The organism is Acidimicrobiales bacterium, assembly GCA_035533595.1.
Classification (GTDB): domain Bacteria; phylum Actinomycetota; class Acidimicrobiia; order Acidimicrobiales; family Bog-793; genus DATLTN01.
In genome coordinates this window covers 12,455-39,003 of record DATLTN010000020.1, presented here as the reverse complement: position 1 = coordinate 39,003, position 26,549 = coordinate 12,455, and the positions used below count along the sequence as shown (strand labels likewise).

Sequence of the window (26,549 nt, the reverse complement as noted above, 5' to 3'; positions counted from 1 at the left end):
CATGTGCTCGGTGCCGATGTAGTTGTGGCCGAGCTGCAGCGCCTCGCGCAGCGACAGCTCGAGGACCTTCTTCGCGCGCGGCGTGAAGGGCGGCGAGCCCGTCGGCGCGGAGCCGGCGGGGCCGATCGTCTCCTCGACCTTCTCGCGCACCGCTTCGAGCGAGATGCCGAGCGACTCGAGCGCCTTGGCCGCGAGACCTTCGCCCTCGTGGATCAGGCCGAGCAGGATGTGCTCGGTCCCGATGAAGCTGTGGTTGAGGAGGCGCGCCTCCTCTTGGGCGAGCACCAGCACTCGTCGTGCACGGTCTGTGAATCGCTCGAACAACTCGGACTCCCTTGCGGTCGGCCTCTGGGCAGAAAGTCTACCGATCGGACCGCCGCTCCCTACGTGCATGACGGAAAACTCCGCGGCGGACTTGAGCGCGCATCCTCGGCGGTGAGTCGGTTCGAGCGAGCTGACCCACCGCCGCATTGTCAGGCCTGCGTCTCGGTGGCGTATCGTCGCGGCGCTGTGATCGCACCGGACCTGTTCTCCCTCTCGGTGCCCGAGACCGAGCTGGATCGCCTCGAGGAGCAGCTGCGCACGATGGTCGTGCGCGGCGACCCCTTCCTCGACGAGATCGCCACCCACCTCATCGCCGCCGGCGGCAAGCGGCTGCGCCCCGCTCTGACACTCGCCGCGGCCTCGCTCTCGGGGCGCCCCGCCAGCGAGGGGACGCTCCTCGGGGGCGTCGCCGTCGAGCTCGTGCACCTCGCCTCGCTCTACCACGACGACGTGATGGACGAGGCGCCGCGGCGGCGCAACGTCGTCTCGGTGAACGCCCGCTGGGGCAACCTCCTCGCCATCGTGGCCGGCGACTTCCTGCTCGCCCGCTCCGCCGAGATCGCCGCCTCCCTCGGCACCGAGATCGCCGGGCTGCTCGCGGCGACCCTCGCGCGCCTGTGCGAGGGGCAGGTCGCCGAGGTGAAGGCCGCCTACCAGCCGGGGCGGACCGAGGAGGAGTACCTCTACGCGATCGCCAACAAGACTGCGGCGCTGATGGCGACGGCCTGCCGCATCGGTGCGCTCACGGCCGGTCTCGACCCCGCCCGCACCGACGCCCTCACCACCTACGGCGAGTGCTTCGGGATGGTCTTCCAGATCCGTGACGACGTCCTCGACGTGATCGCTAGCGAGGAGGAGCTGGGCAAGCCGCCCGGCCAGGACCTCGCCGAGGGGATCTACACCCTCCCCGTGCAGCGGGCGCTCAACGACCGCCGCGTCGCGCTCGAGCTCGCCCCGCTCCTCGGCAAGCCCCTCGAGGGCGTCGAGCTCGGGCGCGCCCGCGAGCTCATCGCCTCGACCGACGCGGTCGCCGAGTCGGCGACCGTGGCGCGGGGCTACGTGGACGAGGCGCTCGCGGCGGCGGCCCGCCTCGGTGAGGGCGTCGTCCCCGCCGCGCTCGCAAAGCTCGCGATCAGCCTCTTCGACGACCTCGAGCTCCAGACCCGCGCCCTCGCCAGCTGACGGTCACCCCGCGGCGGGCCCCTCCGCTGCGGCCCCCTCGGCCACCGGCGCGTCGCCGGGGGCGGCGCGCTCTGGGCGGAGCGCCGGGAAGAGCACCACCTCGCGGATGTTCGCCTTGTCGGTGAGGAGCATCGTCAGGCGGTCGATGCCGAGGCCGATGCCCCCCGCCGGCGGCAGGCCGTGGCCGAGGGCGCGCAGGAACTCCTCGTCGAGGGCCATCGCCTCCTCGTCGCCGGCGGCTCGTCGCGAGGCCTGGTCGGTGAAGCGTCGCCGCTGGTCGTCGGGGTCGACGAGCTCGCTGTAGGCCTCGGCGATCTCCCGCCCGGCGATGATCGGCGTCAGCCGCTCGACGTAGCCCGGCTTGGAGCGGTGGCGGCGGGTGAGGGGCGAGACCTCCTCGGGGTAGTCCATGACGTGCACCGGGCCGACGAGGGCGTGCTCGGTCGTCTTCTCGTAGAGGGCGTAGAGGATGCGCCCGGCGCCCTCCGCGGGGGACACCTCGACGCCGAGGGCGGCGGCGCGGCGGGCGAGCTCGTCGCGCCCCATCTCGAGGTTCGCCTCGGTGCCGGTGACCTCCTCGACGAGCTCGGTGAGGGTCGCGCGCCGCCACGGCGGGGTGAGGTCGATCTCGACCCCCTCGAAGGTGATCACCGCCGAGCCGTTGAGCGCCTCCGCGCTCGAGGCGACGAGGCGCTCGAGGAGGCCGGCCATGTCGGTGTAGTCGCCGTAGGCCTGGTAGGCCTCGAGCATCGTGAACTCGGGGTTGTGGCGGGGCGAGATGCCCTCGTTGCGGAAGACCTTGCCGATCTCGAAGACCCGCTCGAAGCCCCCGATGACGAGGCGCTTCAGGTAGAGCTCGGGCGCCACCCTGAGCGAGAAGTCGGCATCGAGCGCGTTGTAGTGGGTGAGGAAGGGCTTCGCGTTGGCGCCGCCGGCGAGGGGCTGCAGCACCGGCGTCTCGACCTCGACGAAGCCGAGGCCGTCGAGGGTGTTGCGGAGGTGGCGGACGATCCTCGAGCGGGCGAGGAAGGTCTCGCGCGAGCCCTCGTTGGCCCACAGGTCGACCTCGCGCTGGCGGTAGCGGAGCTCGGTGTCCCGCACGCCGCGCCACTTGTCGCCGAAGCCTTGGCGCGAGGCGGCGAGCAGGACCCACTCCGAGACGAGGACCGAGAGCTCGCCGCGGCGGGTGCGGATGATCTCGCCCTCGGCCCCCACCCAGTCCCCGAGGTTGAGGCGGGTGAAGGACTCGAACTCGACCGTCTTTCCCTCTTGGGCGAAGAGCTGCACGGCGCCGCTCCAGTCGCGCAGCTCACAGAAGGCGAGGCGCCCCTGCGGCCGGCTGAGCATGATGCGCCCCGCGACCCGCACCCGCTCGCCGGAGGACGCGCCGGTGGCGAGGCCCTCGTGGCGGGGCGCGAGCGTCCCCGCGCCGACGGCGCCGGGGAAGCGGTAGGGGGGGTCGAACTCCTCGCTCATCTGGCCTCGGGGGCCTCCTCCCCGCTGTTGCGGGCGTAGAGGAGCCGCAGGCCGTGCAGCGTCAGCCAGGGCTCGTGGTGGTCGACGACCGTCGTGTACGGCGTGATCAGGCCGGCGAGGCCGCCCGTCGAGATCACCGTCGCCGCGCCGAGCTCGTCGGCGATGCGGCGGCAGAGGCCGTCGACGAGGGCCGCGTAGCCGAAGATCGCCCCGGCCTGCACGGACTCCGCGGTGGTGCGGCCGATCGCGTGGCGGGGCTCGCTGAGCTCCACCCGCCGGAGCGCCGAGGCGTGCGCGAAGAGCGCGTCCATCGAGATCTCGACGCCGGGGACGATCGCGCCACCGAGGTACTCACCGGCAGACGAGATGGCGTCGAAGGTCGTCGCGGTGCCGAGGTCGACGACGATCGAGGGGGCTCCGTGCAGGTCGAGCGCGCCGACGGCGTTGACGATGCGGTCGGCGCCGACCTCGCGGGGGTTCTCGTAGCGGACGGGCATCCCCGTCTTGATCCCCGGCCCGACGACCACGATCGGGAGGCCGAACCAGCGCTCGACCATCTCGCGCAGCACGGGCGTCACGGGCGGCACCGACGAGGAGAGGACGACCCCCTCGATGGCGCTCGGGACGTCGCGCTGCCCGGGCAGCGCGACGTTGGCGGAGACGAGGAGCTCGCGCAGGAGAAGCGCGTGCTCGTCGACCGTCCGGTCGGTGCGCGTCGAGAGGCGCCAGTGGTGGAGCAGCCCCGGCAGCTCGCCGGCGGCGCGCCCGGCGGTGTCGGAGGGGCCGCCGTTAAAGACGCCGACGACGGTCTGGGTGTTGCCGACGTCGATGGCGAGCAGCATTGTCTAGGTCTAGTTGATCGTCTGCATCCCGACGGCCGCCCGCGGGCCGCCCTCCCTGCTCAGCGGGAGTGCCCGGGGAGCTCGAGGTCGAGGCCGATGTCGAGGATCGGCGCCGAGTGGGTGAGCGCCCCCGCGGAGATCACGTCCGCTCCCGCTGCGGCGTAGGCGCCGACGGTGTCGAGGTTCACCCCGCCCGAGGCCTCGACGAGGCAGCGGCCGACCGCCTCGCGACGGACGACGGCGACCGCCTCGGCGACCTCGTCGGGGGACATGTTGTCGCAGAGGATGAGCGTCGCCCCCGCTCGGGCCGCCTCGCCGACCTGCTCGAGGCGGTCGCACTCCACCTCCACCATCCGCCCCGGCCACTGGTGCAGCGCGCTCGCCACCGCCTCCGCGATGGTCGTCCCGCCGAGGTGGTTGTCCTTCACGAGGACCCCCTCGGAGAGGCTGCCGCGGTGGTTCATCCCGCCGCCAGCGCGCACCGCCGCCTTCTCGAGGGCCCGCAGGCCGGGGGTGGTCTTGCGGGTGTCCCAGACGCGCGCCGCGGGGTTGGCCGCCGCGGCGAGGGCGACGAAGCGCGCCGTCAGGGTGGCGACGCCCGAGAGGTGGCAGCAGAAGTTGAGGGCGGTCCGCTCCGCCGAGACGATCGGGGCGAGCCGCCCCTCGACCACGGCGATCACGTCGCCGGCGTCGAGCTCGGCGCCGTCGTCGCGCTCTAGGCGCAGCACGACCGCGGGGTCGACCTGGCGGAAGGTCTCGACGAGTGGCCCCGTGCCGGCGAGCACCCCGCCGCGCCGCGCGACGAAGTAGGCCGTGGCGCGGGCCGCGGGGTCGAGGAGCGACGCGGTGAGGTCACCGAGGGGGAGGAGGTCCTCGGCGAGCGCGAGCGCGACCGAGGCGAAGACTGCGGCCTGTGGCGGGTGGACATCGACGCGGCGCATGGAACCTCCTACGGACGGCGCGGAGGCTACCTCCGCGGCGCCGCTCACTCGGGGGCGAGGTTGTCGATCAGCCGCACCGCTCCGAAGCGCCCGGCGATCAGCAGCCGGAGCGGCCCCTCCCCCGCCTCGCCCAGGCTGGCGGCGTCGCGGACGACGGCGTAGTCGAGGTTGCCGAGCGGCTCCGCGGCGACGGTGGCAGCCATCGCCTGCTCGGCCGCCGCGGGCGCGCCCCCCTCGCGGAGGAGCGCGGCGGCGGCCTGCAGTGCGCGGTGCAGCACCGGCGCCGCCCGGCGCTCGCCGCCGGCGAGCAGGACGTTGCGGCTCGAGAGCGCGAGGCCGTCGGCCTCGCGCACCGTCGGGCAGGCGACGATCGCGACCGGCAGCAGGAGGGCGCGCACGAGGCGGCGGATGACGAGCAGCTGCTGGTAGTCCTTCTCCCCGAAGTAGCCGGCGTCGGGGGAGACGGCGAGGAGGAGCTTGGCGACGACGGTGGCGACACCGCGGAAGTGGGCGGGGCGGAAGGCGCCCTCGAGCAGCTCGCCGAGCGGCCCCGGGTCGAGGGTCACCTCCGGGTCGGGGAGGGGGTAGAGCTCCTCCGGCCCGGGCGCGAAGACGACGTCGGCGCCCGCGCCGCTCGCCAGCTCGACGTCGCGCTCGAGGTCGCGGGGGTAGCGGGCGAAGTCCGCGGGATCGGAGAACTGCGTCGGGTTGACGAACACCGACACGGCGACGAGGTCGTGCTCGGCGCGGGCCCGCTCGATGAGCGACAGGTGGCCGGCGTGCAGCGCCCCCAACGTCGGCACCAGTCCGAGCGAGCGACGCGGGCGGCCCTCCTCGGCGAGGTACTCGGCGAGGGCGGCGCGCGTCGCTCGCACCTCGGCGCTCACCGCCGTGCGGCCTTCGGGACGATCGTGCCGACGCGCCGCACCTCGGCGGCGACCGCCCCCTCCCCACCGAGGGCCTCCCGCCAGCCGGCGGGGGCGAGCGAGGGCGAGATCTCCTCGAGGGGCGCGAGGACGAAGGCCCGCTCGTACAGGCGCGGGTGGGGGAGCTCGATCTCGGGGTCGGCGCTCGTCTCCCCCTCGACCAGCAGGACGTCGACGTCGAGGGTGCGCGGCCCCCAGCGCTCGAGGCGCACCCGCCCCGCGGCGCGCTCGAGGCGCTGCGCGAGCGCCAGCAGCTCGCGGTGCGGGGCGGCACTGTCGAAGGCGACGACCGCGTTCAGGTAGGGGCCCTGCGCCGGGCCCCCGACGGGAGCCGTCTCGTAGATCGAGGAGAGGGCGAGGCCGCCGTCGAGGCCGGTGAGCTCTTCGATCGCCGCGGCGAGGTGCGACCAACGGGCGCCGAGGTTCGAGCCGAGACCGAGGTGGACGCGGCGCCGCGCCATCAGCCGGTGCGCGAGCGCGTCACCCGCACGCCGACGGTGTTCACGTCGGCGGCGAGCGGCGGACGGAGCTTGCGCAGCGAGACGGTCACCGAGACGACGCGCGAGTCGGCGAGGAGTCGTTGACAGATCGCCTCGGCCAGCGCCTCGAGCAGCTGGAAGCGCTCGTTGGCGACGATCCGACGCGCCTCCTCGACGAGTCGCCCGTAGTCGACCGCGACGCCGAGGTCGTCGGCGCGCGCCGCGGCGGCGAGGTCGGCCTCGACCACGAGGTCGAGCTCGAAGGGCTGCGGCTGGTCCTGCTCACCGGGGTTCGCCCCGTGCGTGCCGAGGACGCGCAGCCCCCGCACCTCGATGCTGTCGCTCACTTCGGCGCGTCGCCCCCACTGTCCTTCGCGCCTCCGCCCTCGACGACGCGCAGCGGGCGTGGCGCCTTGCCGAGGTCGCCCGCCGCGGGCGGGTCCTCGGCGGTCGGGGGGGTGAGGTCGATCGAGGCGGCGACGATCGCCCGCCCCGCCGCCCCGAGCTGGCGCTTCAGGATCTGCTCGACGACGGTGATGGCGCGCGGCGGGTCGGGGAGGGCGCCGCTCCAGCAGAGGAAGCCGGCGACGACCCCGGCGACGCGCTCGCCGAGCTCCTCTTGATGGAGGAGGATCCGCTCCCCGGCGCGCAGCCAGCCGAGGAGGGCCGGGTAGAGCAGCTCGAGGGTCTCGTTCACGTCGACGTGGGCGGGGAGGGGGAAGTGCGCCGAGGGGAGCTGGCGCTCCTCGTAGGCGTGGAGGTTGTGGTTCGAGGGGAGGAGCGAGACGACGCGGTCGAAGTGCTGCGCGATCAGCCAGATGATCTCCTCCTGGCGGCGGACGCGGCGGTGGTGGGGCGCGTAGCCCCCCGGCCGCTCCGAGACGGCGAGGCGGCCGTCGATCACCCAGGTGAAGTTGCGGGGGACGATCCCCGCCGCCCAGCGCCCCCTCATGCCGCACCCCTCAGGCGCGAGCCCTCGTCCCGGCTGCCGCCGACGAGGCGGGCGGCGTCGGCCGTCGCCTTCACGTCGTGCACGCGCACGATCGCCGCCCCGCAGCACATCGCCCACACGGCGCTCGCGAGCGAGGCCTCGAAGCGCTCCGCGGGCGGCAGCGCGCGGCCACCCGGCGGCGCGGAGAGGGCGCCGAGGAAGGCCTTGCGGCTCGTGCCGACGAGCACCGGGGAGCCCTGCGCGGCGAGCCTCGGGAGCGCCCGCAGCAGGGCGACGTTGTGCTCGAGGGTCTTGCCGAAGCCGAGGCCGGGGTCGACGTAGCACTCGGTGACACCGAGATCCCGCGCCGCGGCGGCGCGCTCGGCGAGGAAGGTGTGCACCTCGCCGACGACGTCTCCGTAGACCGGGTGGTCCTGCATGTCGGCGGGGGTGCCGCGCATGTGCATCAGTACGAGGCCGACGCCGGCGGCGGCGGCGAGGGGCGCGAGGGAGGCCGAGACGTCGTTCACCAGGGTCGCGCCGGCGTCGACGGCGGCGGAAGCGACCGCCTCGTGGCGGGTGTCGATCGAGACGCGCACCCTGCCGGCGAGGGCGGCGACCACGGGCAGCACCCGCTCGGCCTCGACCTTCGGATCGACGGGGACCGCGCCGGGCCGGGTGGACTCGCCGCCGACGTCGACGATGTCGGCGCCCTCCTCGACGAGGGCGATGCCACGGGCGATCGCGGCGTCGCGGTCGAGGTAGCGGCCACCGTCGTAGAACGAGTCCGGGGTGACGTTGAGCACCCCCATCACGAGCGTCCGCACGCGCGACAGCCTACGACGTGCCGGTTTACCCGGTCAGCGGTCGGGGCCCCCGGCGCTCGCCGACGGCTCAGCGGGTCCCGTGCACGAAGGCCATCGCTTCGGCGCGCGCGGAGGCGTCGGTGTGGAACAGGCCGCGCACCGCCGACGTGACCGTCTTGGTACCGGGCTTGCGCACGCCGCGCATCGTCATGCAGAGATGCTCGGCCTCGAGCACGACGAGCGTCGCCCGCGGCTTCAGCACGTCGTCGAGGGAGTCCGCTATCTCGGTGGTCATCCGCTCCTGCACCTGCAGGCGGTGCGAGTGGCCGTCGACGAGGCGGGCGAGCTTGGAGAGCCCGGTGATCGAGCCGTCGACGTTCGGGATGTAGGCGACGTGCGCCCGGCCGAGGAAGGGGATCAGGTGGTGCTCGCAGAGCGAGGCGAAGGGGATGTCGCGGACCATGACCATCTCCTCGTGGTCCGAGGAGAAGCGCACCTCGAGGTGGCGGTCGGGGTTCTCGACCATCCCCGTCATGAGCTCGCCGTACATCGCCGCGACGCGCGCCGGGGTCGCGACCAGGCCCTCGCGGTCGGGGTCCTCGCCGATGGCGAGCAGCAGCTCGCGGACGGCCGCCGCGACGCGGTCGCGGTCGACCGGCGGCTGGCCTGCCGGCTCGCTCACCGGGTGCCGACCTCGAGGATGCGGACGTCGGAGAGGTTGCGGTAGCGCTCGACGGCGTCGAGGCCGTAGCCGACCACGAACTCCGGGGGGATCTCGAAGCCCTTGTAGGGGACGTCGAGCTCGGTGCGCTGCAGCCCCTTCTTCATCAGCAACGCGCAGATCTGCAGGCTCGCGGGCTGACGGGCGAGGAGGCCCTTGCGCAGGTAGGAGAGGGTGAGGCCGCTGTCGACGATGTCCTCGACGAGGAGCACGTCGCGGCCCGTCAGGTCCGCGTCGAGGTCCTTCACGATGCGTACCACGCCGCTCGACTTGGTGGCCGCGCCGTAGGAGGAGACCGCCATGAAGTCGAGCTCGACGGGAAGGGCGATCGCCCGCGCGAGGTCGGCCATGAACATGAAGGCGCCCTTCAGCACCCCGACGAGGAGGGGCACGCGCCCCGCGTAGTCGGCCGTGATCTGCGCGCCGAGCTCCTGCACGCGCTGCTGCAGGGCGGCGCTCGAGACGACGACTTCGCCGAGGGTCGCGCCCTCGAGCGAGAAACCGCTCCCCGCGACCCCGGCGCTCATCGGCTCGGACCTTAGTCGGGGGTGCGGCGTGCTCACCTTGGTGCCGGGGTGGCGTCGCGCAGCACGAGCCGCCCCTTGGAGCGGGCGACGCGCCGCCCGCCGGGGAGCTCGCAGGCGAGCACCTCGCCGCGCACCACCGACAGCAGGCGCTCGATCGCCGCCGCGCCCGGCGGGTGCGGCGCGGCCGGCGTGCCCCCGAGCCAGCGGCGCAGTGCGCGGCGCTGCAACGCGGGCGCGGCGGCGGCGAGCGCCTTCACGTCGGCGGCGTCGATCGCGCCCGCCAAGCAGTCGAGGAGGTCGCGCTCGTCGCTCAGCATCTCCGCCTGGCGACAGAGGATCGGGACGAGGTCGCGCCCCGACAGGGCGACGAGCAGGGGGAGGAGCTCGTGGCGGACGCGGTTGCGGAGGATGGCCGGGTCGTCGTTGCTCGGGTCCTCGACGACCGCGAGGCCGAGGGCGTCGGTGAGCGCGTGCGTCTCGCTGCGGCGCAGCGCGAGCAGCGGGTGGCGCGGACCCGCGCGCATCCCGGCGAGACCGTCGAGGCCCGAGCCGCGGAGCAGGTTGAGGAGGATCGTCTCCGCCTGGTCGTCGGCGGTGTGGCCCGTCGCCACCCCGTCGGGGAGGGCCGCAAAGCGCGCCTCGCGCGCCCGAGCCTCGAGGTTCGGCCCGGCGCCGATCTCCACCCGCCGCGCCTCGAAGGAGGCGCCGAGCGCGCTGGCCGCGGCGGCCACCAGCTGCCCCTCCGCGGCGCTGCCGGGGCGCAGGCCGTGGTCGACGTGGTAGGCGGTCACCCGGCAGCCGGCGGCGACGGCGAGCGCCAGCAGGGCGAGCGAGTCGCGCCCGCCCGAGACCGCGACGGCGAGCGGCTCCCCGCTCGCCGGGAAGGTGCAGCGCGCGAGCAGCCGCGGGGCGAGCCCGGAGCGGATCAGCGCCATGGCACCGGCGTGTTCAGGAGACGGGGCTGGTCACGCCCTCGACGCGCCGCACCCAGCTCTCCGGGTCGCGGACCTCCTCGAGCGTCGGCAACAGCTCCGGCCCCTGCCAGACCTGCGCCAGCAACGCGTCGCCGCCGTGCTCGATGACCGCCTCGACGAAACGCTCGCCCTCCGCGTACTGGCGGAGCTTGGCCTCGATGCCCATCGCCTGCTGGAGGAACTTCGCCACGCCCTTTGCCGAAGAGCGGCGCTCGGAGAGGACGCGCGCGAAGCGTTCCGCGCCTGGGACGAGCTCCTTGCCGGCGCGCGACATCACGATGTCGCCGTGGCCCTCGAGGAGGCTCATCAGCGCCTGCACCTCGTGCAGCGTGGCGAGCTGGTCCGAGGAGGCGAGGAGGCCGACGACGCCCCCCTCGGCGAGCGGGTTGCGCCCGTCGCGCAGCTGCGTCGCGGCGCGCCGCAGGCTCTCGAGGAGGGCCTTGGCGTCCGGTGCCGTCATGCTCGTACCGCGCTCCACGAGGGAGAGGAAGTAGTCCCGCATCCACGGCACCCCGGTGAACTGCAGGCGGTGGGTCACCTCGTGGAGAGCGATCCACAGACGGAACTCCTTCGGGGGGAAGGCGTGCCGGCGCTCGAGGGCGACGATGTTCGGACCGACGTAGTAGACGATGTCGCCGTCGTCCTCGGTGTCGACCGGGAGCAGGTCGTACTGGCCGAGGACGCGCGAGCTGATCCAGGCGAGGATGAGGCCGACCTCGGTGCCGGCCGCCGCCCGCCCCCCGGGGCCGAGCGCCCGCTGCAACGGCCCTTCGGAGCTCGCGAGGCGCTCGCCGAGGGGGCGCAGCAGCCGCCGGAAGGAGCTGACGTTCGCGTCCACCCAGCCGACGCGGTCCGTGACGCGCCCACGCGCCGCGCCGTCGGCGGAGTGCAGCCCGGTGAGCTCTGCGACGAGCTCCTCGGCGCGGGGCGTCAGCTCCGCGAAGTCCGCCTCGAGCTCGGCGCGGACGGAGGGGTCGAGCGGCGGGGCGAAGCGCAGGGCCTGGCGGGCGACCCGCCGGGCGACCTCCCAGGAAACCGGGTCGGTCACCTCTTGTTCAGCCATCGAGCCAGCCTAACAACGCCTCCCGGGCGCCGACCCGGAGCTTCAACGGCCCTTGTCGCCCTGCACGGCCTCGTGGTGGATCGCCTCGGAGATCCGCTCCCGCAGCTGCTCGGGGACGTGGTCCTTGCAGCGGTCGGCGATCACCCGCCGCAGCTCGGCCTCGAAGCCGAAGGCGTCCACGCAGGGGCCGCAGAAGTCGAGATGGGCTGCGATCGCCCGCCGCTTGTCGTCGGTGAGCTCGCCGTCCAGGTAGTGGTAGAGGGTGTGGATCGTCTCCTCGCAGTCCGCGATGCGGCTGCCCTCGGACTCTTGGTCGGTGCTCACGACCCGACCCTGCGAGCGCGACAGCGCTGGCGCTGCTCCATCGTCTCCCCCCGCCCTAGGACTGCCACCACCATCTCCACCGGTCCCACCGTCGCCCCGCCGAACTATCCCGGCTGGGCCTTCACGAGGCCACGCTCCAGCCCGTACTGTCCCAACGCCTTTTGCAGCGCCCTTCTTCCCCGGTGCAGTCGGCTCATCACCGTGCCGATCGGCACCTCGGTGATCTCGGCGATCTCCTTGTAGGAGAAGCCCTCGATGTCGGCGAGGATCACCGCGATCCGGAAGGCCTCCGGCAGCGACTCGACGGCGGCCTTCACCTCGTCGTCGGTGAAGTGGTCGAGGAAGTCGTCCTCGGCGCTGCGCGAGGCGTCCGCGGCCTCGCTGCCCGCGAGGCGGCGGTAGAGGTAGAGCTCGTCGACGTCCTCGATGTCGCTCTCCTCCGGGCGGCGGCGCTTGGCCCGGTAGGCGTTGATGAAGGTGTTCGTGAGGATCTTGTAGAGCCAGGCCTTCAGGTAGGTGCCTTCCTGGAAGTTCGGGTAGGCCCGGTACGCCTTCAGGTAGGTCTCCTGCACCAGGTCCTCGGCGTCGGAGGGGTTGCGGGTCATCCGCAGGGCGGCTGAGTACAGCGAGGGCATGTGCTCCATCGCCTGCTCGACGAAATGCGCCTGATCGGCCACGCGCCGACCTTAGCCACCGGTTGGGACCATCGAGTCCGCGGCCCGCGCGCGGCACGGCCGCGCCGGTTCGCCGCCGCTCAGTGGAGCGCCCGGCGATCCGTCCGCCGCGCGGCGGCGACGCTCTGCTACCAGGTCCCCTTGTGGTTCGGCACCCGGAAGACGAGGAGCATCATCACGACGAGGATCGCCGCCTGGACGAGGAAGATGTGGCCCTGGATGTCGGCCTGGATGTGGGCGGTCGAGCCGCGGGCGAGGATCGCCGTGGCGATCGAGATATAGATGATCCCCCCCGACTGGCGGAACATGCCGCGTTGCCCCGCGATCGCCGCCACCTGATCCGGCGCGAGCTGCAGGGTGGCGTTGTTCGTCGCCGGGGCGGAGCAGCCCATTCCGAGGCCGGTGAGCATCGACCACAGGGCGAGCCACCAGTAGGGGGAAAAGCCCGCCGGGGGGTGCACCGAGAGCATCACGAGGCCGATGGCGATCGAGGTGAAGCCGATGATCATCGGCAGGTGGTAGCCGGTGCGACGGAGCATGAAGGCGGCGACCGCGGCGACCGAGATCATCCCGACGGCGCGCGCGCTGAGCAGCGTGCCGGCGTCCGCGATCCGGATGTGGTAGCGGTGCTCGGCGTAGAGCGGAACGAGCGCGCCGAAGCCGAGGGCGGTCGTCCCGTAGAGGATGTTGATGCCGTTCATCGTGCCGAAGCCCTTGCCCAGCAGCAGCCGGTGGGGGATGAAGGCGTTCTCGTCGCGCTTCGAGTGGCGGAGGAAGAGGTAGCCGAGGGTGAGGGCGAGCACCTCGGCGACGATGAAGTTCGGCCTGGCGGGCGAGCTGCCCTTGTCGCCGAGGGTCGTGATGCCGTACATCCCGCTGATCAGCGTGCCCGCGAGGAGGGCGACGCCGACCTTGTCGACCGCCCGGCGGCCGACCGGCTTCACCACCGGGATGAACCGCATGCCGAGAGAGATGAGCAGGATCCCGACGGGGATGTTGATGAAGAAGATCGCTCGCCAGGTCCAGTCCTGGGTGATCAGCCCACCGAAGACAGGCCCGGCGATGCCGCCGATCGGGAAGATGCTCGTGAACATGCCGAGGGCGCGGTCCCGGTTCTCCCCGAAATGGTCCGAGACGATGCCGCTCGCCGAGGGGAGGAAGGCGCCGCCGCCGAGCGCCTGCACGAAGCGGAGGGGGACGAGCATGTAGATGCTCGTCGACAGGCCGCAGGCGAGCGACGCGACGGTGAAGACCCCGACGGCGACGAGGAAGACCTTCTTGCGGCCGAACTGGTCGCTGATCTTGCCGGCGAGCGGCATCGCGATGATCTGGCCGAGCTGGTAGATCGTGATCGACCAGCCGCCCCAGTTCACCGGCGAGTGCAGCTCCGAGTCGATCTTGCCGAGCGCCGTGGCGACGATGGTGGCGTCGATCGAGGCCATGAAGAGGCCCAGCGCGCAGATCCCGAAGATGACGTTGCGACGAGGGAGGCGCTTCCCCGAAGCCCTCCCGCGCTGCTCCTGCAGACCTTCGGCGAGCTCGTCAGTGGTGACCGCGAGCTCCTGTGACGGGGAGACGGCGATGCGGGCCATCAGCGGTCACCCCCGCGCTGCGCCCGCTCTTCGAAACAGCCGTGCGGACGGGGGGACATCGTCCTTAGCCTACCTAAGAACATCACCAACGAGACAGTCGCCGGCGCGCCCGATGGGCGATCCGCGGTGTGCGCGGACACCCGGAGAGCCGCGGGCTGCGGCTCGATGCCGCCGAGCGGCCGCACCGCCGTCCGCGGGCTGCTCGACCGCCCTCAGCGCAGCAGGCGCGACAGCCGGCGGTCGGCGAGCGGCCGATCGTGGGTCTGACAGTGCGCGCAGTAGGTGATCTCGTAGGAGTCGTAGGAGACCCGCAACAGCGTCGCCCCGCAGCGCGGGCAGGGCTGCCCGGTGCGGTTGTGAACCGAGAAATGCTCACCGAGGCGTGCAGCCGAGAGGCCGCCGGTGCGCGTCCGCTCCTCGGCGAGCGCGGCGGCGAGCACTCCGTCGATGCAGCCGAGGAGGCGCTCGCGGGCCTCGGCGTCGAGGCCGCGCAGCGCCGCGAAAGGTGAGAGGCCGGCGCAGTTGAGGATGTCGTCGGCGAAGCCCCGTCCGATACCCGCGGCGAAGCGCTGGTCGCGGAGCAGGCTGTGCAGGCGGCGGTTCTCCTGGGAGGTGCGGATCAGGGTCCTGAAGTCGTCCTCGTCGGCGTCGGGGCCGAGGCGCCCGAGGGGCCCGTCGTCCCCGTCGGCGAGCAGCCACAGGCCCGCTTGGCGCTCGGTCCCGTGCTCACGCACGAGGACGCCGAGGTCCCCCTCCGCCTCGAGGCGGAAGACCGCGCCCCTCGGGCGGGTCGCCTTGGCCGGCTCCTCGACGTCCACCCGCCCGGCGTTGCCGAGATGGAACAGCAGTCGGAGTCCCTCGTTCAGCGAGACGACGACGTACTTGCCGCGCCGGTCGACCCCGGTGACCTCGCGGCCGACGAGCTCCTGTGGGGAGGGCCTCACCGTCTTCAGTCCGGAGAAGCCGAGCGGCTTCACCGCGGTGAGCCGCCGGCCGCGCAGGGCCGTATCGAGACGCTCGGCGAGCGCCTGGATCTGGGGAAGCTCCGGCATCGCGACAGTCTTACGCCGCTGCCGAACCGGCGGGCGACCGGCGAGGCGTGCCCGAACTCGCTCAGTCGGGCTCGGGATCCTCCTCGGGGTCGTCGAGGAGGACACCCGCCTCGATCGCCTCGACGACGTCGAGCACCTCCTGGTCCTCCTCGCGCTCGTCGTCGAAATCGATCTCGCTGTCGAGGGCAGGCTGGCTCTCGGCGTCCTCGGGGTCGAGCGGCTCGCTCGTCTCGGGGAGCGGGCCCCGGTACTCATCAGTCATCACGACCTCCAGTTCCGCGCTCGCGGTAGGCGCTGCGCGCGTACTCGCGCACTACCCGCTCGGTGTGGAAGAACGACGCGTTCAGCGCGATCGAGCTCCGCATCACCTCGAGGTAGCACTGCTGATCGCCGTAGAAGCACGGCAGGACCCGCTCCTCGAGCGCGGCGTAGAGGTCGCTCGCGTCGTCTCCGTCGCCGAGGCCGCCGATCGCCCAGCCGGTGACGCCCTCGAAGCAGCCTTCGATCCACCATCCGTCGAGGGTGCTGAGGCTCGGGACACCGTTCACCGCGGCCTTCATCCCGCTCGTCCCCGACGCCTCGTAGGGCTTGATCGGGTTGTTGAGCCAGAGGTCGGTCCCCGCGCAGAGGCGCTTGGCCATCTCGAGGCCGTAGTCGGGGAGGAAGTGCACCTCGACGTCGCCCTCGAGCAGGCCTCCCGCGGCGACGATCCTCTCGATGAGCTCGTGGCCCTCAGCATCGCGCGGGTGGGCCTTGCCGGCGCAGAGCACCTGCAGCGGCCCGCCGGCCTTGGCGACCGAGCGCAACCGCTCCGGATCGGAGAACAGCAGCGTCGTCTGCTTGTAGGGCGTCGCGCGCCGCGCCAGGCCGATCGTGAGCGCCTCGGGGTCGAGGCGGTGGCCGTAGCGCGCTGCGACCTCAGTGAAAAGGGCCTGCTTCGCCTCCCGGTGCGCCTCGGCGATCTCCTCGGTCGGCACGCCGCCGACGTAGCGGAGGAGCGCGTTGTCGACCCGCCAGTCCGGGACGTGGCGGTCGAACAGCGCCGCGAACTGCGGGGCGGCCCACGTCGCGAGGTGCACGCCGTTGGTGACCGACTCGACACGATGTCCGGGAGCGAGCTCCTGGGCGACGACCTGGTGGCGGAGCGAGACGCCGTTCACGTAGTGGGAGTGCCGCATCCCGAGCTCGGTCATGTTGAGCTCGTCGCCCTCGAGGAGGCCGAGCCGTTCGAGCTCGGCGGCGCGCGTCGCGCCGAGCAGGTCGGCGACGAGGGCGGCCGGGAAGACGTCGTGACCCGCGGCGACCGGAGTGTGCGTGGTGAAGACGCAGCGAGCGCGCACCGCCTGCGCGGCGGCCGGGGCTGCTGTTCCGTCGGCCGCCAGCTCCTCCTCGTAGAGCGCCAGCGTGAGCAGCGAGGAATGGCCCTCGTTCATGTGGAAGGCCCCCGGCGCGATGCCGAGCGCGTCGAGCATCGCCGGGCCGCCGACGCCGAGCACGATCTCCTGGGCGAGGCGGTGGGCGTTGTCACCGCCGTAGAGCTGGTCGGTGATCGCTCGGTCGGCGTCGGAGTTCTCCTCGACGTCGGTGTCGAGGAAGTAGACGGGCACCTCGCCACCGGTGACGCCGACGAGCACCCGCCGCCAGCAGCCGACGACGACCGAGCGCCCGGCGATCTCAACGCGCACGCGCGCCTCGAGTCGTTCGAGGACGGCCGCCGGGCACCAGCGGACCGGCTCCTCGAGCTGGCGCCCCTCGTCGTCGATCAGCTGGTGGAAGTAGCCGTCCCGCCAGCAGACGCTCACCGCCACGACGGGCTCGGCGAGGTCGGCGGCGGAGCGCAGCACGTCGCCGGCGAGGACCCCGAGGCCGCCGCTGAAGGTGGGGAGGTCGTCGTCGAGGGCGACCTCCATCGAGAAGTACGCGACCGGAGAGGCGGCGCTCACCTCGGAGGGTGGGTTCATGCGAAACGGGCCACGAGAAGGCTCCCTGCAATGAGGCAGTACACGGCGAAGGGCATGAGGGTGCGGGTGGTGAACCAGCGCGAGAGGAACCGCACCGAGAACCACGCCGCGACCCCGGCGAAGAGGGCGGCCACGACGGTCTGTCCGCGGACGCCGTTGCCGAGTGGTCCGAGCAGGTCCGGCAACTTGTAGACCCCTGCCGCGAGGATCACCGGGGTCGCAAGCAGGAAGGAGAAGCGGGCGGCGTCCTCGTGGTCGAGGCCGCGCACGAGTCCGGCGACGATCGTGATCCCCGAGCGGCTGATCCCGGCGATCAGCGCGAACACCTGCGCGACGCCGATCAGGAAACCCTCTCGGAGCTCGAGCGAGGCGAGGTGCCGCTGCTGACCGACGTGGGTGGCCGGAGGCGGGGGGGCCTGCGGGTCGCGCAGCGCGTTCACCGCGGCCACCCGCGCCCGTCGCGCCTCGATCCGCGTCCGGCGGCGCTCCTGGACCTCGGAGCGACGGCGGAAGACCTCGCCGCCGAGGAGGATGAAGCCGTTCACGATGAGGAAGCACGAGGCGGCGAGGGGCTTCGCGAAGAGCACCCGCAACTCGTGCTCGAGCGCCGCGCCGGTGATCCCGGCGGGAATCGTGGCGAGCACGAGCAGCCAGCCGAGGCGTTCGACGGGGGTCGTGATCTTCCGCCGCCGCGCCGAGTGGTAGAGGCCGCCGACGATCTGTTGCCAGTCCCGACGGTAGAAGGCGAGTAGCGCGAGCGCCGTGCCGACGTGCAGGCCGACGAGGAAGGCGAGCCAGAACGACTCCGGGCGGGACTGCGCGTTGGCGACGTTGTGCCAGCCGAAGAGTGCCGGCAGCACGACGGTGTGGCCGATGCTCGAGACCGGGAAGAGCTCGGTCACCCCCTGGATGAGGCCGAGGATGATCGCCTGCCAGTAGTGGATGGACGCGAAGGGGGTATGGGTGCCCGCGGCCGCGGCGAGCACGAGGTGGGACGCGCTCACGGGCGCAGCGGCAGATCGTGCTCGGTCACCGGCGCCACGGTGCCATCGTGCCACGTCGGCCGCTACCCGCTGCTCGCTCCGGCAGGCGGACGGCCGGTGGCGGGGGCTTTAGCATCGCCTCGCCACGCCCGTTCGACGGCGCGGCGAGGGACGGAGGAGTCGTTGCCGAACGAACAGGAGCGCCAGGTCCTGCGCGAGGAGGTGCGACGCGCCGTCGAGGCCTTCGACGGCGCGTACTGGCGCGAGGTGGACCGCGCCGCCGCCTACCCCGAGGCCTTCGTCGAGCGGCTCACCGAGCTCGGCTACCTGGCGGCCCTCGTCCCGCCGGAGTACGGCGGCGCCGGCCTCGGGATCGGCGAAGCCTCGGTGATCCTCGAGGAGATCCACCGCTCGGGTGGCAACGCGGCGGCCTGCCACGCCCAGATGTACACGATGGGCACGGTGCTCCGGCACGGCTCGGAGGAGCTGAAGGCGCGCTACCTCCCCGACATCGCGAAGGGGACGCTCCGCCTGCAGGCCTTCGGCGTCACCGAGCCCGACGCCGGCTCGGACACGACCCGCATCTCGACGCGCGCGACGCGCGTCGGCGACGAGTACGTGATCAACGGGCAGAAGACCTTCATCTCGCGCGTCGAGTTCTCGGACCTGCTGCTGCTGCTCGCGCGCAGCACGCCGGCGGGCGAGAGCGAGCACCGCACCGACGGCCTCTCGGTCTTCCTCGTCGACCTGCGCGAAGCCGGTGAGGGCGTCACCTGGCAGCGCATCCCATTGATGTTCAACCACCACAGCTACCAGGTCTTCCTCACCGACCTGCACGTGCCCGCGAGCGGCCTCGTCGGCGAGGAGGGGAAGGGCTTCCGCTACATCATCGACGGCTGGAACGCCGAGCGCTGCCTGATCGCCTCGGAGGCGATCGGCGACGGCCGCTTCTTCGTCAACCGTGCCGCCGCCTACGCCTCCACCCGGCAGGTCTTCGGCAGGATGATCGGGGAGAACCAGGGCGTGCAGTTCCCGATTGCGGCGGCGCACGCCGAGGTCGAGGCGGCGGCGCTGATGCGCGACCGCGCCGCGGAGCTCTTCGACGCCGGCCGTCCCTGCGGTCCGGAGGCGAACATGGCGAAGCTCCTCGCCTCTCGGGCCTCCCGCCAGGCCGGCGAGGCCGCCGTCACCGCCTTCGGGGGCAGCGCCTTCATGGTCGAGAACGACATCGAGCGCAAGCTCCGCGAGACCAACCTCTTCGAGGTCGCGCCGGTGAGCAACAACCTCGTGCTCGCCTATCTCGGGCAGAACGTCCTCGGCATGCCGCGCTCGTACTGAGCGCGGCACCTGCGCGTCGTGACCCCGAGCCCCGCCCACCCCCTCGAGGGGGTGCTCATCCTCAGCCTCGAGCAGGCCGTCGCCGCCCCCTTCGCGACCCGCCAGCTCGCCGACCTGGGGGCGCGGGTGATCAAGGTCGAACGGGTCGGCGAGGGCGACTTCTGCCGCGGCTACGACGACGCGGTCGGCGGCCTCGCCAGCTACTTCGTCTGGCTCAACCGCACCAAGGAGTCGCTCACCCTCGACGTGAAGGCGGGCGAGGGGCTGGCGATCCTCGAGGAGCTGCTCGCCCGCGCCGACGTCTTCGTCACCAACCTCTCGCACGACGCCGTCGCGCGCCTTGGCCTCGCCCACGAGCAGCTCACGGCGCGTCACCCCCACCTCATCACTTGCTCGGTGACCGGCTACGACGCGCACGGACCGGAGGCGGCGCGGCGCGCCTACGACCTGCTCGTGCAGGCCGAGGCCGGCGCCGTGGCGGTGACGGGGAGCACCGCCGAGGCTGCCAAGGTCGGCATCTCGATCGCCGACATCGCGGCGGGGATGTACGCCTACTCGGCGATCCTCGCCGCCCTCTACGTGCGCGAGCGTCACGGGGTCGCGCCGCCGATCGAGGTGAACCTCTTCGACGCGCTCACCGAGTGGATGGCCCAGCCCCTCTACGTCGCCGCCGGCCGCGGCAGCGATCCGCAGCGCCGAGGGCTGCACCACGCGAGCATCGCCCCCTACGGCCCGGTGCGCACCGCCGACGGCGCGGTGGTGATCGTCGCGGTGCAGAACCCGGCCGAGTGGCGCCGCTTCTGCGAGATTGTGCTCGCCGCTCCCGTTCTCGCGGAGGACGAGCGCTTCGCGAGCAACGTGGCGCGCGTCGCGCACCGCGACGCGCTGGAAGCCGAGATCGCCGCCGTCGCCGGCGCGCTCGACGGCGAGGCCTTCGCCGCGCGACTGCAGGCGGCCGACGTGCCCTTCGCGGCGCTCCGCACCCCCCTCGAGGCGCTCGCCGCGCTGCGCGCCCGCCTCGGGTCGCTACCGGTCGTCGCGAGCGAGGCGGGGCCCGTCGAGATTTTCGGCCGCCCCTTCACCCTCGGGGACAGCGAGCTCAGCCTCGGCCCGGTGCCCGCCCTCGGGGCACACACCGCGGCGATCCTCGCGGAGCTCGGCTACCCCCCCGAGCGCGTCGCCGCGCTGCGCGCCGCGGGGGTCGTGTGAGGCGTCAGGTGGCGAAGACCTGTCCGTCGTCGGCGAACGCCTTGAACTCGAGCGGGTTGCCCGAGGGGTCGAGGAAGAACATCGTCCACTGCTCCCCCGCCTCGCCCTCGAAGCGCACGTGCGGCTCGATCACGAAGTCGACGCCCTGTGCGTCGAGGCGCCCGGCGAGCTCGTGGAACTCCTCGACCGAGAGGATCACCCCGAAGTGCGGGACGGGGACGTCATGGCCGTCGACGGGGTTGTGCGCGACCTCGCTGCGGCCGGCGACGGCGTGCGTGACCACCTGGTGGCCGTAGAGGTCCCAGTCGATCCAGTCGGGGGCGCTGCGGCCGCTCGCACAGCCGAGGACGCCGCCGTAGAAGGCGCGGGCCGCCGCGAGGTCCTCGACGGGGACGGCGAGATGGAAGCGGCGGCGGGGCTCGTTCGCCATCTCCTCGGCTTAGCCGCGTCGCTCCCCCGGGGAAAGGGGGAGGGCTAACGTCGCTGGCAGGGAGGTGCGAGTGTGCTGATCGTCGCCGGAACGTTCGATGTCGCGCCAGAGCGGCGCCGGGAATTCCTCGCCTCGCGCAGCGAGGCGATCGTGCGCTCGCGTGCCGAGCACGGCTGTATCGAGTACAGCTTCGCCGCCGACAGCCTCCATCCCGGACGGGTCCGCCTCTTCGAGATCTGGGAGGCGCGCAGCGACCTCGAGGCCCATCAGGTGACGATGCGCGCCAACCCGGCGAGCGGCGAGGTGCCAATCCTCGAGCGCAACGTCGTCTACTACGAGGTCGCCTCGGCGGAACCGAGCGCCGGCCCCTCCGGCCGATGAGCACGACGGCCTCGAGCACCGCCCGGCTCGCGACCGAGGCGGCGGCGCTGCGCTTCGCGGCGCTGCCGCCCGACGTGGTCACGCTCGCCAAGCACTGCCTCCTCGACGCCGTGGGGGTAGGCCTCGCGGGCGCCGGCAGCGAGGCGGCGCGGATCGCGGCCTCCGTGGCCCTCGAGGACGCCCCCGACGGGCAGTGCTCGATCCTCGGCCGCCCCGAGACGACCAACGCCTCCGGCGCCGCCCTCGCCAACGGCACGGCGATCCACGCCCTCGACTACGACGACATGTCCGTGCCGCTGTGCGGCCACCCGACGGCGCCCCTCCTCCCAGCCGTGCTCGCCCTCGGCGAGCTCTCCGGCGCCTCGGGCGAGGCGCTGCTCACGGCCTTCGCCGCCGGCTACGAGGCGGAGTGCCGCCTCGGCGCGGCGGTCGACCCGAGCCACTACGCGCGCGGCTTCCATGCCACCGCGACCATCGGCACCGTCGGCGCCGCGGTCGGCGCCGGCCACCTCCTCGGCCTCGGCGCGGAAGCGCTCGAGCGGGCGATCGGCATCGCCGCGACCCAGGCCGCCGGCCTCAAGTCGATGTTCGGCACGATGTGCAAGCCGCTGCACGCCGGGCGTGCCGCCGCCTCGGGGATCCTCGCCGCCCGCCTCGCGCGGGACGGCTTCACGAGCGCCCCCGACGCCCTCGCCGCCGAACAGGGCTTCGCCGCGACGATGGCCGACGACCTCGTCGTCGAGCTCCTCGAGGCCCCCTTCGGTGAGCCGTGGCACCTCCTCGGGAACCTCTTCAAGTTCCACGCCGCCTGCTATTTCACCCACGGCACGATCAACGCGATGCTCGGCCTGCGCGAGGCGGGCGTGCGCGCCGACGAAGTGCGGGAGATCATTGTGCGGGTCACGCCGGGGCACCTCGCGGTCTGCAACATCGCCGCTCCGACGACGGGCCTCGAGGCCAAGTTCAGCTTGCGCTTCGCGGCCGCGAGCGCGCTCGCGACCGGCCGCTCCGACGAGAGCGCCTTCACTGACGAGCGCGCCGCCGACCCACTCCTCGTCGGCCTCCAGCAGCGCGTGCGCGTGCAGGGCGACGACTCCCTCGGCCCCTACGACACCGTCGTCACAATCGAGACGGCCGCGGGGCGGCGCGAGCTCAGCGAGAGCACCGCGCGCCCCGCCTGGCGGGTCGACCCCGAGGAGGAGCGTCCTCTCCTCGAGGCGAAGTTCCAGGCGCTCAGCGCGCCCGTGATCGGCAGCCAGGGCGCGCGCGCCCTCGCCGCCCAGCTCCTACACCTCGAGACGCTCGACGACGTGCGGGGGCTGCGCCGCCTCCTCGCGCCGACCGCGGTCGCGGCCTGAGCCTCAGCGCTTTCGGGCGGCACCGGAGTTCGCGCTGATCTCGAGGCTCGACTCGTCGACCGCCTGGAAGGCGCTCGCCGGGATCGACTTGAGTTCGTCGACGAGCGAGAGCGGCCATGCCTCGGCGACGCCCTGGAAGTACCAGTTGCTGCCGTTGTCGGCGACGATCAGCCCGTAGCGCTGCATCGTCCGCAGCACCACCCGCGCGAGGCGCGAGTAGTGGGCGACGGGGAAGCTCGCCGCGAGGCGAAAGCGCGCCCCCATCGGCGGGAGGGCGGGGTCCGCCCGAGCCCCCGCCTCGTGGCGGGCCGGCCAGAGGTAGGAGGTGTCGGTGACCTCGGCGGTCATGCGGATCGCGTGCTCGACCCTTCCCGAGCGCACCTCCTCGTAGCTCAGCAGGCCGGGCAGGATCGGGAGGCCGGCGGCGTCGGCGGAGGTCCATCCGGCCGGGCGCAGCGCGTTCGAGCGCAGGTGCCAGATCGCCTCCGAGCCGGCCGTCGAGCCCGATGGCGAGTAGCGGGCGTCGTAGAGTTCGTAGAGGGTGCAGGTCCTCGGGTTGACCATGATCGCGTGGCGGTCACCGCCCGAGCTCGCTCCCCCCTCGATCGGCGTGGTGGCGCTGAAAGGGTAGGGGCCGGGGTCGCTCTCCGAGGCGTACTGGAAGCTCAGCCGCACCAGCCGCTGGCCCGGCGAGACGACGGTGTACGGGATGCCGTACGGGAGCGCGGGATCCCCCGAGGGGCCGAAGTCGGGGTGCAGGTCGGTCGACGCCGAGGACATCGCCGCGAGCCACTGCGCGCTGTGCGCATCCACCGGAAGGGCGCTGACCCCGGTGTTCCAGACGTTGTTCGCCGGGAACATCGGGCAGTTGGCGGCGCCCGGCACCGTGGTCGCGTGCGCCGCGGAGGGCGGGCTGGCCATTGCGGTCGGGGCGGCGAAGCCCGCGAGGGCCGCGGCGACGGTGAGGACCCCGAACGATCGGGGGGCCGAGCCCCGGAGCGAGGTGCGCGCTGGCATCCGCGTGGAAGCTAACGCCGTTTTCGGCCGGAGGCTTCGGGAAGACTGCGGGGATGGCCCTCGATATCAGGACGATGCGCGACAGCGACGTCGAAGAAGCGGACACGCTGTGGCGGGCCGCCTTCGCCGGCCTCGGGGAGGGGCCGCCCCCCGAGCGCAGTGACAAGGAGCGAGCGCTCGACCTCTCGCGCTTCCGTCACCTGCTCGGGACGGACCCCCTCGGGAGCGCGGTCGCCGAGGTCGACGGCAGGGTCGCCGGCTTCTGCCAGGCGCACCGGCGGGAGAAGACCTTCGTGCTCGGGATGCTCGGCGTGCACCCCGACTTCCAGGACCGCGGGATCGGCAAGCGCCTCCTCGAACGGGCGCTCTCCTACGGCGAGGGCAGCACAGCGCAGTACATCTTCTCCTCGATGGACCCGCGGGCGCTGCACCGCTACGTGCGGGCGGGCTTCTCGCTGCACCCCACCGTCTTTGCCACCAAGAGGGCGGGGGCTCCCGAGGGAGACGAGCTCACCGCCGCGCCGGGCAGCGCCGGGGAGCTCGCCGTGGTCGCCGACATCGACCGCGCCGTGCGAGGCTCTGCCCGCTCCGAGGACGTCGGCTTCTGGCTGCGCGCCGGGCAGCGCCTGGTGCTCGACGAGGAGGGCGGCTACGCGGTCGTCAGCGCGAACCGCCTGACCACGCTCGCGGCCCGCACCGAGGAGGTGGCGCGCCGCCTCCTCGAGCGGGTGCTGCGCTCCCCGGGCGAGATCGGCCTCAGCTGGATCGCCGCCGAGCAGCAATGGGCGGTCGAGACCGCGGCCACCGCCGGCTGCACCCTCGTGGTGCGCGGCGCGGTGATGAGCCGGGGGGTGGAGGCGCTCCCCGCGCCCTACCTCCCGAACGGCTTGTTCGGCTGAATCAGCCAGGCAGCTGGATCACCGCGAAAGCGGCGCCGTCGGTGTCGTTGAGGATCCCGAAGCGGCCGACGGGCGAGTCGATCGCCGGCATCAACACGCTCCCACCGAGCTCCCCGGCCCTGGCGACCGTGGCGTCGGTGTCCGTCACGGCGAAGTAGACGAGCCAGAAGCCGGGGACCTCGGCCGGGACCATCGGGTTGATCGGGAGCATGCCGGCGACGGGCTTCTCGCCGAGCATGAACTGGGTGTAGGGCATCCCGCCGAAGTCCTCGGTCGCCTCGCCCCAACCGAAGACGGCGCCGTAGAAGGACTTCGCCGCCTCCACGTCCCGGCTCTGTAGCTCGTTCCAGGTGAAAGCGCCGGGCTCGTTCGCGAGCTCCGCTCCGAAGTGCTGGCCCGGCTGCCAGAGGGCGATCGGCACACCCATCGGGTCCGCGAACATCGCCATCTTCCCCGCCTGCATGACCTCCATCGGCTCGACGAAGACCGTCGCGCCCTTCTCGGTCGCCGCCGCCGTCACCGCTGCCGCGTCGTCGACCTTCACGTAGGTGGTCCACACGGTCGGCATGCCGGGCATCATCTGCGGGCCGGTCCCGGCGACGACCTTGCCGCCGAGGGTGAACTGCGCGTAACCGCCGGCGTCGGCGGGGAGCTCCTCCACCTCCCACCCGAACAGCCCCGTGTAGAAGGCACGCGTCGCCGCCTGGTCCGGACTCGAGATGTCCACCCAGCAGGGCGTGCCGTGCTCGTACTCGCTGAATTCGGCCATGGGCGTTGTCCTCTCGGAGGTCGCTTCCGCCATTGTGCCGGACGGCCGCGCGACAACACTGCAGCGGGGGCACGAACTTCTGATGACACGAGGCGCGGCGGGCCCGCAGGGCCCGACGGGACGAGGCGCCCTGAGAGGGACGACCGCCCCCAAACGGCGATTCGTTTCCGGTATTATCGCGCTGTCCTTGGGTCCGACAGAGGGCCCGACAGACCGCCGGCGCAGATGCCGACGGGCCTCTTGAGTTTTGGGTGGCCACCCTCCGCTGTAGCGGCACAGACCCGGACGAGTCGCCCGGGCACCCGGAGGTCCACTTGGGTGCGGTCGCTCCCCACCGTCTCGGGTGCTTGGCGCGCCCAGCCCCTGGAGAGAATCCGTGCAGCAGCAGACAATGGACCCGGCCCTCGACCCTGAGGTCGCCGCGGTCGCGCCCCCCCGGCCGACCAGCCGCGTCGGCACCGTCGTCACCGCCCTCGTGCTCTTCGGGCCCTTCGCCGGGGCGATCCTCGGCGCGATCTTCGTCGCACGTCGTGAGACGACGGTGACGAGCCTCGCGATCGCGGTCGTCCTCTACCTGCTGAGCGGCCACGGCCTCTCGGCCGGCTTCCACCGCATGTGCACCCACCGGGCCTTCCGCGCGACGCGCGCCACCAAGATCGCGCTCGTCCTCCTCGGCTCGCTCACCTTCGAGGGGGGAGTGCTCGGCTGGGCGTCGAACCACCGCCAGCACCACGCCTTCACGGACCTCCCCGGCGATCCCCACTCCCCGCATCTCGCCGGCTCCTCGATCGGCGCGCAGCTGCGGGGCGCGGTGCACGCGCACGCGGGCTGGCTGTTCGTGCCGCCCCCCCAGGACGCCGAGCGCTGGATCCCCGACCTGCTCGCCGACCACGACCTCGTCGTCCTCGACCGCCTCTTCCCGCTGTGGTGCGGCGTCTCGCTCGCCGTGCCGACCCTGCTCGGCTTCGCCTTCACCGGGACGGGGAGCGGGGCGCTCGGCGGCTTCATCTGGGGCGGTCTCGTGCGCGTCTTCGTGCTGCAGCAAGCGACGTTCGCGGTGAACTCGGCGTGCCACCTCTTCGGTCGGAGCCCCTTCCGCACCCGAAAGGGCGACCAGGCGCGCAACCTCCCGCTGCTCGGCATCGTCGCGATGGGCGAGGGCTGGCACAACCTCCACCACGCGATGCCGCGCAGCGTGCGTTGCGGTGTCGGCCACGGCGGGTGGGACTCGACGGCCCGCCTCGTCTGGCTGCTAGAGCGGGCCGGCATGGTGAAGGACGTCCACTGGCCCGATGCGCAGACCCTCGCCGCCCGCCGGCGCGAGCGACCGCTCCCCCCCAACAGCTGATCCGAGGAGCGGGCGCGGCACG

Annotated in this window: 30 protein-coding genes; 7 read left to right on the top strand and 23 right to left on the bottom strand. The window is 72.9% G+C overall.

The window, feature by feature from the left end:
• The coding region (locus VNF07_03345; protein HVB05268.1) for a Clp protease N-terminal domain-containing protein at positions 1–285 on the bottom strand (285 nt) is incomplete at its 3' end.
• Positions 286–510: 225 nt separating this feature from the next.
• Here VNF07_03345 and VNF07_03340 point away from each other — a divergent pair.
• Positions 511–1,506: a polyprenyl synthetase family protein gene (locus VNF07_03340; GenBank protein HVB05267.1), complete on the top strand. Its 996-nt coding sequence runs from the start codon at positions 511–513 to the stop codon at positions 1,504–1,506.
• 3 nt (positions 1,507–1,509) lie between these two features.
• Here the strand turns inward: VNF07_03340 and lysS are convergent, their stop codons facing one another.
• The 19 genes from lysS to VNF07_03245 all read right to left on the bottom strand — a co-directional run bounded on the left by lysS (position 1,510) and on the right by VNF07_03245 (position 17,799).
• Positions 1,510–2,982: a lysine--tRNA ligase gene (lysS, locus tag VNF07_03335; protein ID HVB05266.1), complete on the bottom strand. Its 1,473-nt coding sequence runs from the start codon at positions 2,980–2,982 to the stop codon at positions 1,510–1,512.
• Positions 2,979–3,824, bottom strand: a complete 846-nt coding sequence (locus VNF07_03330) for a type III pantothenate kinase (protein HVB05265.1) — start codon at positions 3,822–3,824, stop codon at positions 2,979–2,981. Before VNF07_03330 ends, lysS begins: the two co-directional genes overlap by 4 nt.
• Positions 3,825–3,883: 59 nt before the next feature.
• Positions 3,884–4,765: a carboxylating nicotinate-nucleotide diphosphorylase gene (gene nadC, locus VNF07_03325; protein HVB05264.1), complete on the bottom strand. Its 882-nt coding sequence runs from the start codon at positions 4,763–4,765 to the stop codon at positions 3,884–3,886.
• Positions 4,766–4,809: 44 nt separating this feature from the next.
• Positions 4,810–5,652, bottom strand: coding sequence for a pantoate--beta-alanine ligase (gene panC, locus VNF07_03320; GenBank protein ID HVB05263.1), 843 nt, complete (start codon positions 5,650–5,652; stop codon positions 4,810–4,812).
• Positions 5,649–6,152, bottom strand: a complete 504-nt coding sequence (gene folK / locus VNF07_03315) for a 2-amino-4-hydroxy-6-hydroxymethyldihydropteridine diphosphokinase (protein ID HVB05262.1) — start codon at positions 6,150–6,152, stop codon at positions 5,649–5,651. The genes panC and folK overlap by 4 nt, the downstream gene beginning before the upstream one ends.
• Positions 6,152–6,517 carry a dihydroneopterin aldolase gene (gene folB, locus VNF07_03310; protein HVB05261.1) on the bottom strand — a complete coding sequence of 122 codons (366 nt, stop codon included), beginning with the start codon at positions 6,515–6,517 and terminating at the stop codon, positions 6,152–6,154. The genes folK and folB overlap by 1 nt, the downstream gene beginning before the upstream one ends.
• On the bottom strand, positions 6,514–7,122 hold the full coding sequence (locus VNF07_03305; GenBank protein HVB05260.1) for a hypothetical protein: 609 nt from the start codon (positions 7,120–7,122) through the stop codon (positions 6,514–6,516). The genes folB and VNF07_03305 overlap by 4 nt, the downstream gene beginning before the upstream one ends.
• Positions 7,119–7,928: a dihydropteroate synthase gene (gene folP / locus VNF07_03300; protein HVB05259.1), complete on the bottom strand. Its 810-nt coding sequence runs from the start codon at positions 7,926–7,928 to the stop codon at positions 7,119–7,121. Before folP ends, VNF07_03305 begins: the two co-directional genes overlap by 4 nt.
• 67 nt (positions 7,929–7,995) lie before the next feature.
• A complete protein-coding gene (folE, locus tag VNF07_03295) occupies positions 7,996–8,589 on the bottom strand; it encodes a GTP cyclohydrolase I FolE (GenBank protein ID HVB05258.1) in 594 nt (197 codons plus the stop codon).
• Positions 8,586–9,155 (bottom strand): hypoxanthine phosphoribosyltransferase, encoded by a 570-nt coding sequence (gene hpt / locus VNF07_03290; GenBank protein ID HVB05257.1) that lies wholly within the window; start codon positions 9,153–9,155, stop codon positions 8,586–8,588. Before hpt ends, folE begins: the two co-directional genes overlap by 4 nt.
• A gap of 32 nt (positions 9,156–9,187) precedes the next feature.
• A complete protein-coding gene (gene tilS, locus VNF07_03285; protein HVB05256.1) occupies positions 9,188–10,090 on the bottom strand; it encodes a tRNA lysidine(34) synthetase TilS in 903 nt (300 codons plus the stop codon).
• A gap of 13 nt (positions 10,091–10,103) precedes the next feature.
• A complete protein-coding gene (locus VNF07_03280; GenBank protein HVB05255.1) occupies positions 10,104–11,192 on the bottom strand; it encodes a zinc-dependent metalloprotease in 1,089 nt (362 codons plus the stop codon).
• A 42-nt stretch (positions 11,193–11,234) separates the two neighbouring features.
• Positions 11,235–11,516 carry a mycothiol system anti-sigma-R factor gene (gene rsrA, locus VNF07_03275; GenBank protein HVB05254.1) on the bottom strand — a complete coding sequence of 94 codons (282 nt, stop codon included), beginning with the start codon at positions 11,514–11,516 and terminating at the stop codon, positions 11,235–11,237.
• Between the two features lie 104 nt (positions 11,517–11,620).
• Positions 11,621–12,193, bottom strand: coding sequence for a sigma-70 family RNA polymerase sigma factor (locus VNF07_03270; GenBank protein HVB05253.1), 573 nt, complete (start codon positions 12,191–12,193; stop codon positions 11,621–11,623).
• A 125-nt stretch (positions 12,194–12,318) separates the two neighbouring features.
• Positions 12,319–13,782 carry an MFS transporter gene (locus tag VNF07_03265; GenBank protein ID HVB05252.1) on the bottom strand — a complete coding sequence of 488 codons (1,464 nt, stop codon included), beginning with the start codon at positions 13,780–13,782 and terminating at the stop codon, positions 12,319–12,321.
• Between the two features lie 212 nt (positions 13,783–13,994).
• Complete coding sequence (locus VNF07_03260) at positions 13,995–14,834, bottom strand: DNA-formamidopyrimidine glycosylase family protein (GenBank protein ID HVB05251.1); 840 nt, start codon at positions 14,832–14,834, stop codon at positions 13,995–13,997.
• 61 nt (positions 14,835–14,895) lie between these two features.
• Positions 14,896–15,096, bottom strand: coding sequence for a hypothetical protein (locus VNF07_03255; GenBank protein HVB05250.1), 201 nt, complete (start codon positions 15,094–15,096; stop codon positions 14,896–14,898).
• Positions 15,089–16,777 (bottom strand): alpha-glucan family phosphorylase, encoded by a 1,689-nt coding sequence (glgP, locus tag VNF07_03250; protein HVB05249.1) that lies wholly within the window; start codon positions 16,775–16,777, stop codon positions 15,089–15,091. Before glgP ends, VNF07_03255 begins: the two co-directional genes overlap by 8 nt.
• Before the next feature lie 14 nt (positions 16,778–16,791).
• Entirely contained in the window at positions 16,792–17,799 is a 1,008-nt protein-coding gene (locus VNF07_03245) for an undecaprenyl-diphosphate phosphatase (GenBank protein ID HVB05248.1), read from the bottom strand.
• A 162-nt stretch (positions 17,800–17,961) separates the two neighbouring features.
• On the opposite strand from VNF07_03245, the gene VNF07_03240 reads away from it, so the two are divergent.
• Positions 17,962–19,116, top strand: coding sequence for an acyl-CoA dehydrogenase family protein (locus VNF07_03240; GenBank protein HVB05247.1), 1,155 nt, complete (start codon positions 17,962–17,964; stop codon positions 19,114–19,116).
• 18 nt (positions 19,117–19,134) lie between these two features.
• Positions 19,135–20,325 (top strand): CaiB/BaiF CoA-transferase family protein, encoded by a 1,191-nt coding sequence (locus VNF07_03235; GenBank protein ID HVB05246.1) that lies wholly within the window; start codon positions 19,135–19,137, stop codon positions 20,323–20,325.
• 4 nt (positions 20,326–20,329) lie between these two features.
• Here VNF07_03235 and VNF07_03230 read toward each other — a convergent pair whose 3' ends face one another.
• Positions 20,330–20,755 carry a VOC family protein gene (locus VNF07_03230; protein ID HVB05245.1) on the bottom strand — a complete coding sequence of 142 codons (426 nt, stop codon included), beginning with the start codon at positions 20,753–20,755 and terminating at the stop codon, positions 20,330–20,332.
• A gap of 72 nt (positions 20,756–20,827) precedes the next feature.
• Here VNF07_03230 and VNF07_03225 point away from each other — a divergent pair, with 72 nt between their 5' ends.
• Both VNF07_03225 and VNF07_03220 read left to right on the top strand, forming a co-directional pair.
• Positions 20,828–21,136, top strand: a complete 309-nt coding sequence (locus tag VNF07_03225; protein ID HVB05244.1) for an antibiotic biosynthesis monooxygenase — start codon at positions 20,828–20,830, stop codon at positions 21,134–21,136.
• On the top strand, positions 21,133–22,494 hold the full coding sequence (locus tag VNF07_03220; GenBank protein HVB05243.1) for an MmgE/PrpD family protein: 1,362 nt from the start codon (positions 21,133–21,135) through the stop codon (positions 22,492–22,494). Before VNF07_03225 ends, VNF07_03220 begins: the two co-directional genes overlap by 4 nt.
• Positions 22,495–22,497: 3 nt before the next feature.
• Here the strand turns inward: VNF07_03220 and VNF07_03215 are convergent, their stop codons facing one another.
• The gene (locus VNF07_03215) at positions 22,498–23,511 is read right to left on the bottom strand and encodes a hypothetical protein (protein ID HVB05242.1); all 1,014 of its coding nucleotides are present in this window, start codon (positions 23,509–23,511) and stop codon (positions 22,498–22,500) included.
• Positions 23,512–23,564: 53 nt separating this feature from the next.
• Between VNF07_03215 and VNF07_03210 the strand changes: the two genes are divergently transcribed.
• Positions 23,565–24,410 carry a GNAT family N-acetyltransferase gene (locus VNF07_03210; GenBank protein ID HVB05241.1) on the top strand — a complete coding sequence of 282 codons (846 nt, stop codon included), beginning with the start codon at positions 23,565–23,567 and terminating at the stop codon, positions 24,408–24,410.
• 1 nt (position 24,411) lies between these two features.
• Here the strand turns inward: VNF07_03210 and VNF07_03205 are convergent, their stop codons facing one another.
• Complete coding sequence (locus VNF07_03205; protein HVB05240.1) at positions 24,412–25,179, bottom strand: VOC family protein; 768 nt, start codon at positions 25,177–25,179, stop codon at positions 24,412–24,414.
• Positions 25,180–25,555: 376 nt separating this feature from the next.
• On the opposite strand from VNF07_03205, the gene VNF07_03200 reads away from it, so the two are divergent.
• Positions 25,556–26,527: an acyl-CoA desaturase gene (locus VNF07_03200; GenBank protein ID HVB05239.1), complete on the top strand. Its 972-nt coding sequence runs from the start codon at positions 25,556–25,558 to the stop codon at positions 26,525–26,527.
• Positions 26,528–26,549 lie beyond the last annotated feature (22 nt).

What these genes read in the sequence shown, in the direction of transcription:
- lysS (HVB05266.1), bottom strand. Translation starts at nt 2,982, where the DNA reads ATGAGCGAGGAGTTCGACCCCCCCTACCGCTTCCCCGGCGCCGTCGGC.
- VNF07_03330 (HVB05265.1), bottom strand. Translation starts at nt 3,824, where the DNA reads ATGCTGCTCGCCATCGACGTCGGCAACACCCAGACCGTCGTCGGCGTC.
- nadC (HVB05264.1), bottom strand. Translation starts at nt 4,765, where the DNA reads ATGCGCCGCGTCGATGTCCACCCGCCACAGGCCGCAGTCTTCGCCTCG.
- folK (HVB05262.1), bottom strand. Translation starts at nt 6,152, where the DNA reads ATGGCGCGGCGCCGCGTCCACCTCGGTCTCGGCTCGAACCTCGGCGCC.
- VNF07_03305 (HVB05260.1), bottom strand. Translation starts at nt 7,122, where the DNA reads ATGAGGGGGCGCTGGGCGGCGGGGATCGTCCCCCGCAACTTCACCTGG.
- hpt (HVB05257.1), bottom strand. Translation starts at nt 9,155, where the DNA reads ATGAGCGCCGGGGTCGCGGGGAGCGGTTTCTCGCTCGAGGGCGCGACC.
- tilS (HVB05256.1), bottom strand. Translation starts at nt 10,090, where the DNA reads ATGGCGCTGATCCGCTCCGGGCTCGCCCCGCGGCTGCTCGCGCGCTGC.
- VNF07_03280 (HVB05255.1), bottom strand. Translation starts at nt 11,192, where the DNA reads ATGGCTGAACAAGAGGTGACCGACCCGGTTTCCTGGGAGGTCGCCCGG.
- VNF07_03265 (HVB05252.1), bottom strand. Translation starts at nt 13,782, where the DNA reads ATGGCCCGCATCGCCGTCTCCCCGTCACAGGAGCTCGCGGTCACCACT.
- VNF07_03260 (HVB05251.1), bottom strand. Translation starts at nt 14,834, where the DNA reads ATGCCGGAGCTTCCCCAGATCCAGGCGCTCGCCGAGCGTCTCGATACG.
- VNF07_03255 (HVB05250.1), bottom strand. Translation starts at nt 15,096, where the DNA reads ATGACTGATGAGTACCGGGGCCCGCTCCCCGAGACGAGCGAGCCGCTC.
- VNF07_03230 (HVB05245.1), bottom strand. Translation starts at nt 20,755, where the DNA reads ATGGCGAACGAGCCCCGCCGCCGCTTCCATCTCGCCGTCCCCGTCGAG.
- VNF07_03220 (HVB05243.1), top strand. Translation starts at nt 21,133, where the DNA reads ATGAGCACGACGGCCTCGAGCACCGCCCGGCTCGCGACCGAGGCGGCG.
- VNF07_03215 (HVB05242.1), bottom strand. Translation starts at nt 23,511, where the DNA reads ATGCCAGCGCGCACCTCGCTCCGGGGCTCGGCCCCCCGATCGTTCGGG.
- VNF07_03210 (HVB05241.1), top strand. Translation starts at nt 23,565, where the DNA reads ATGGCCCTCGATATCAGGACGATGCGCGACAGCGACGTCGAAGAAGCG.
- VNF07_03205 (HVB05240.1), bottom strand. Translation starts at nt 25,179, where the DNA reads ATGGCCGAATTCAGCGAGTACGAGCACGGCACGCCCTGCTGGGTGGAC.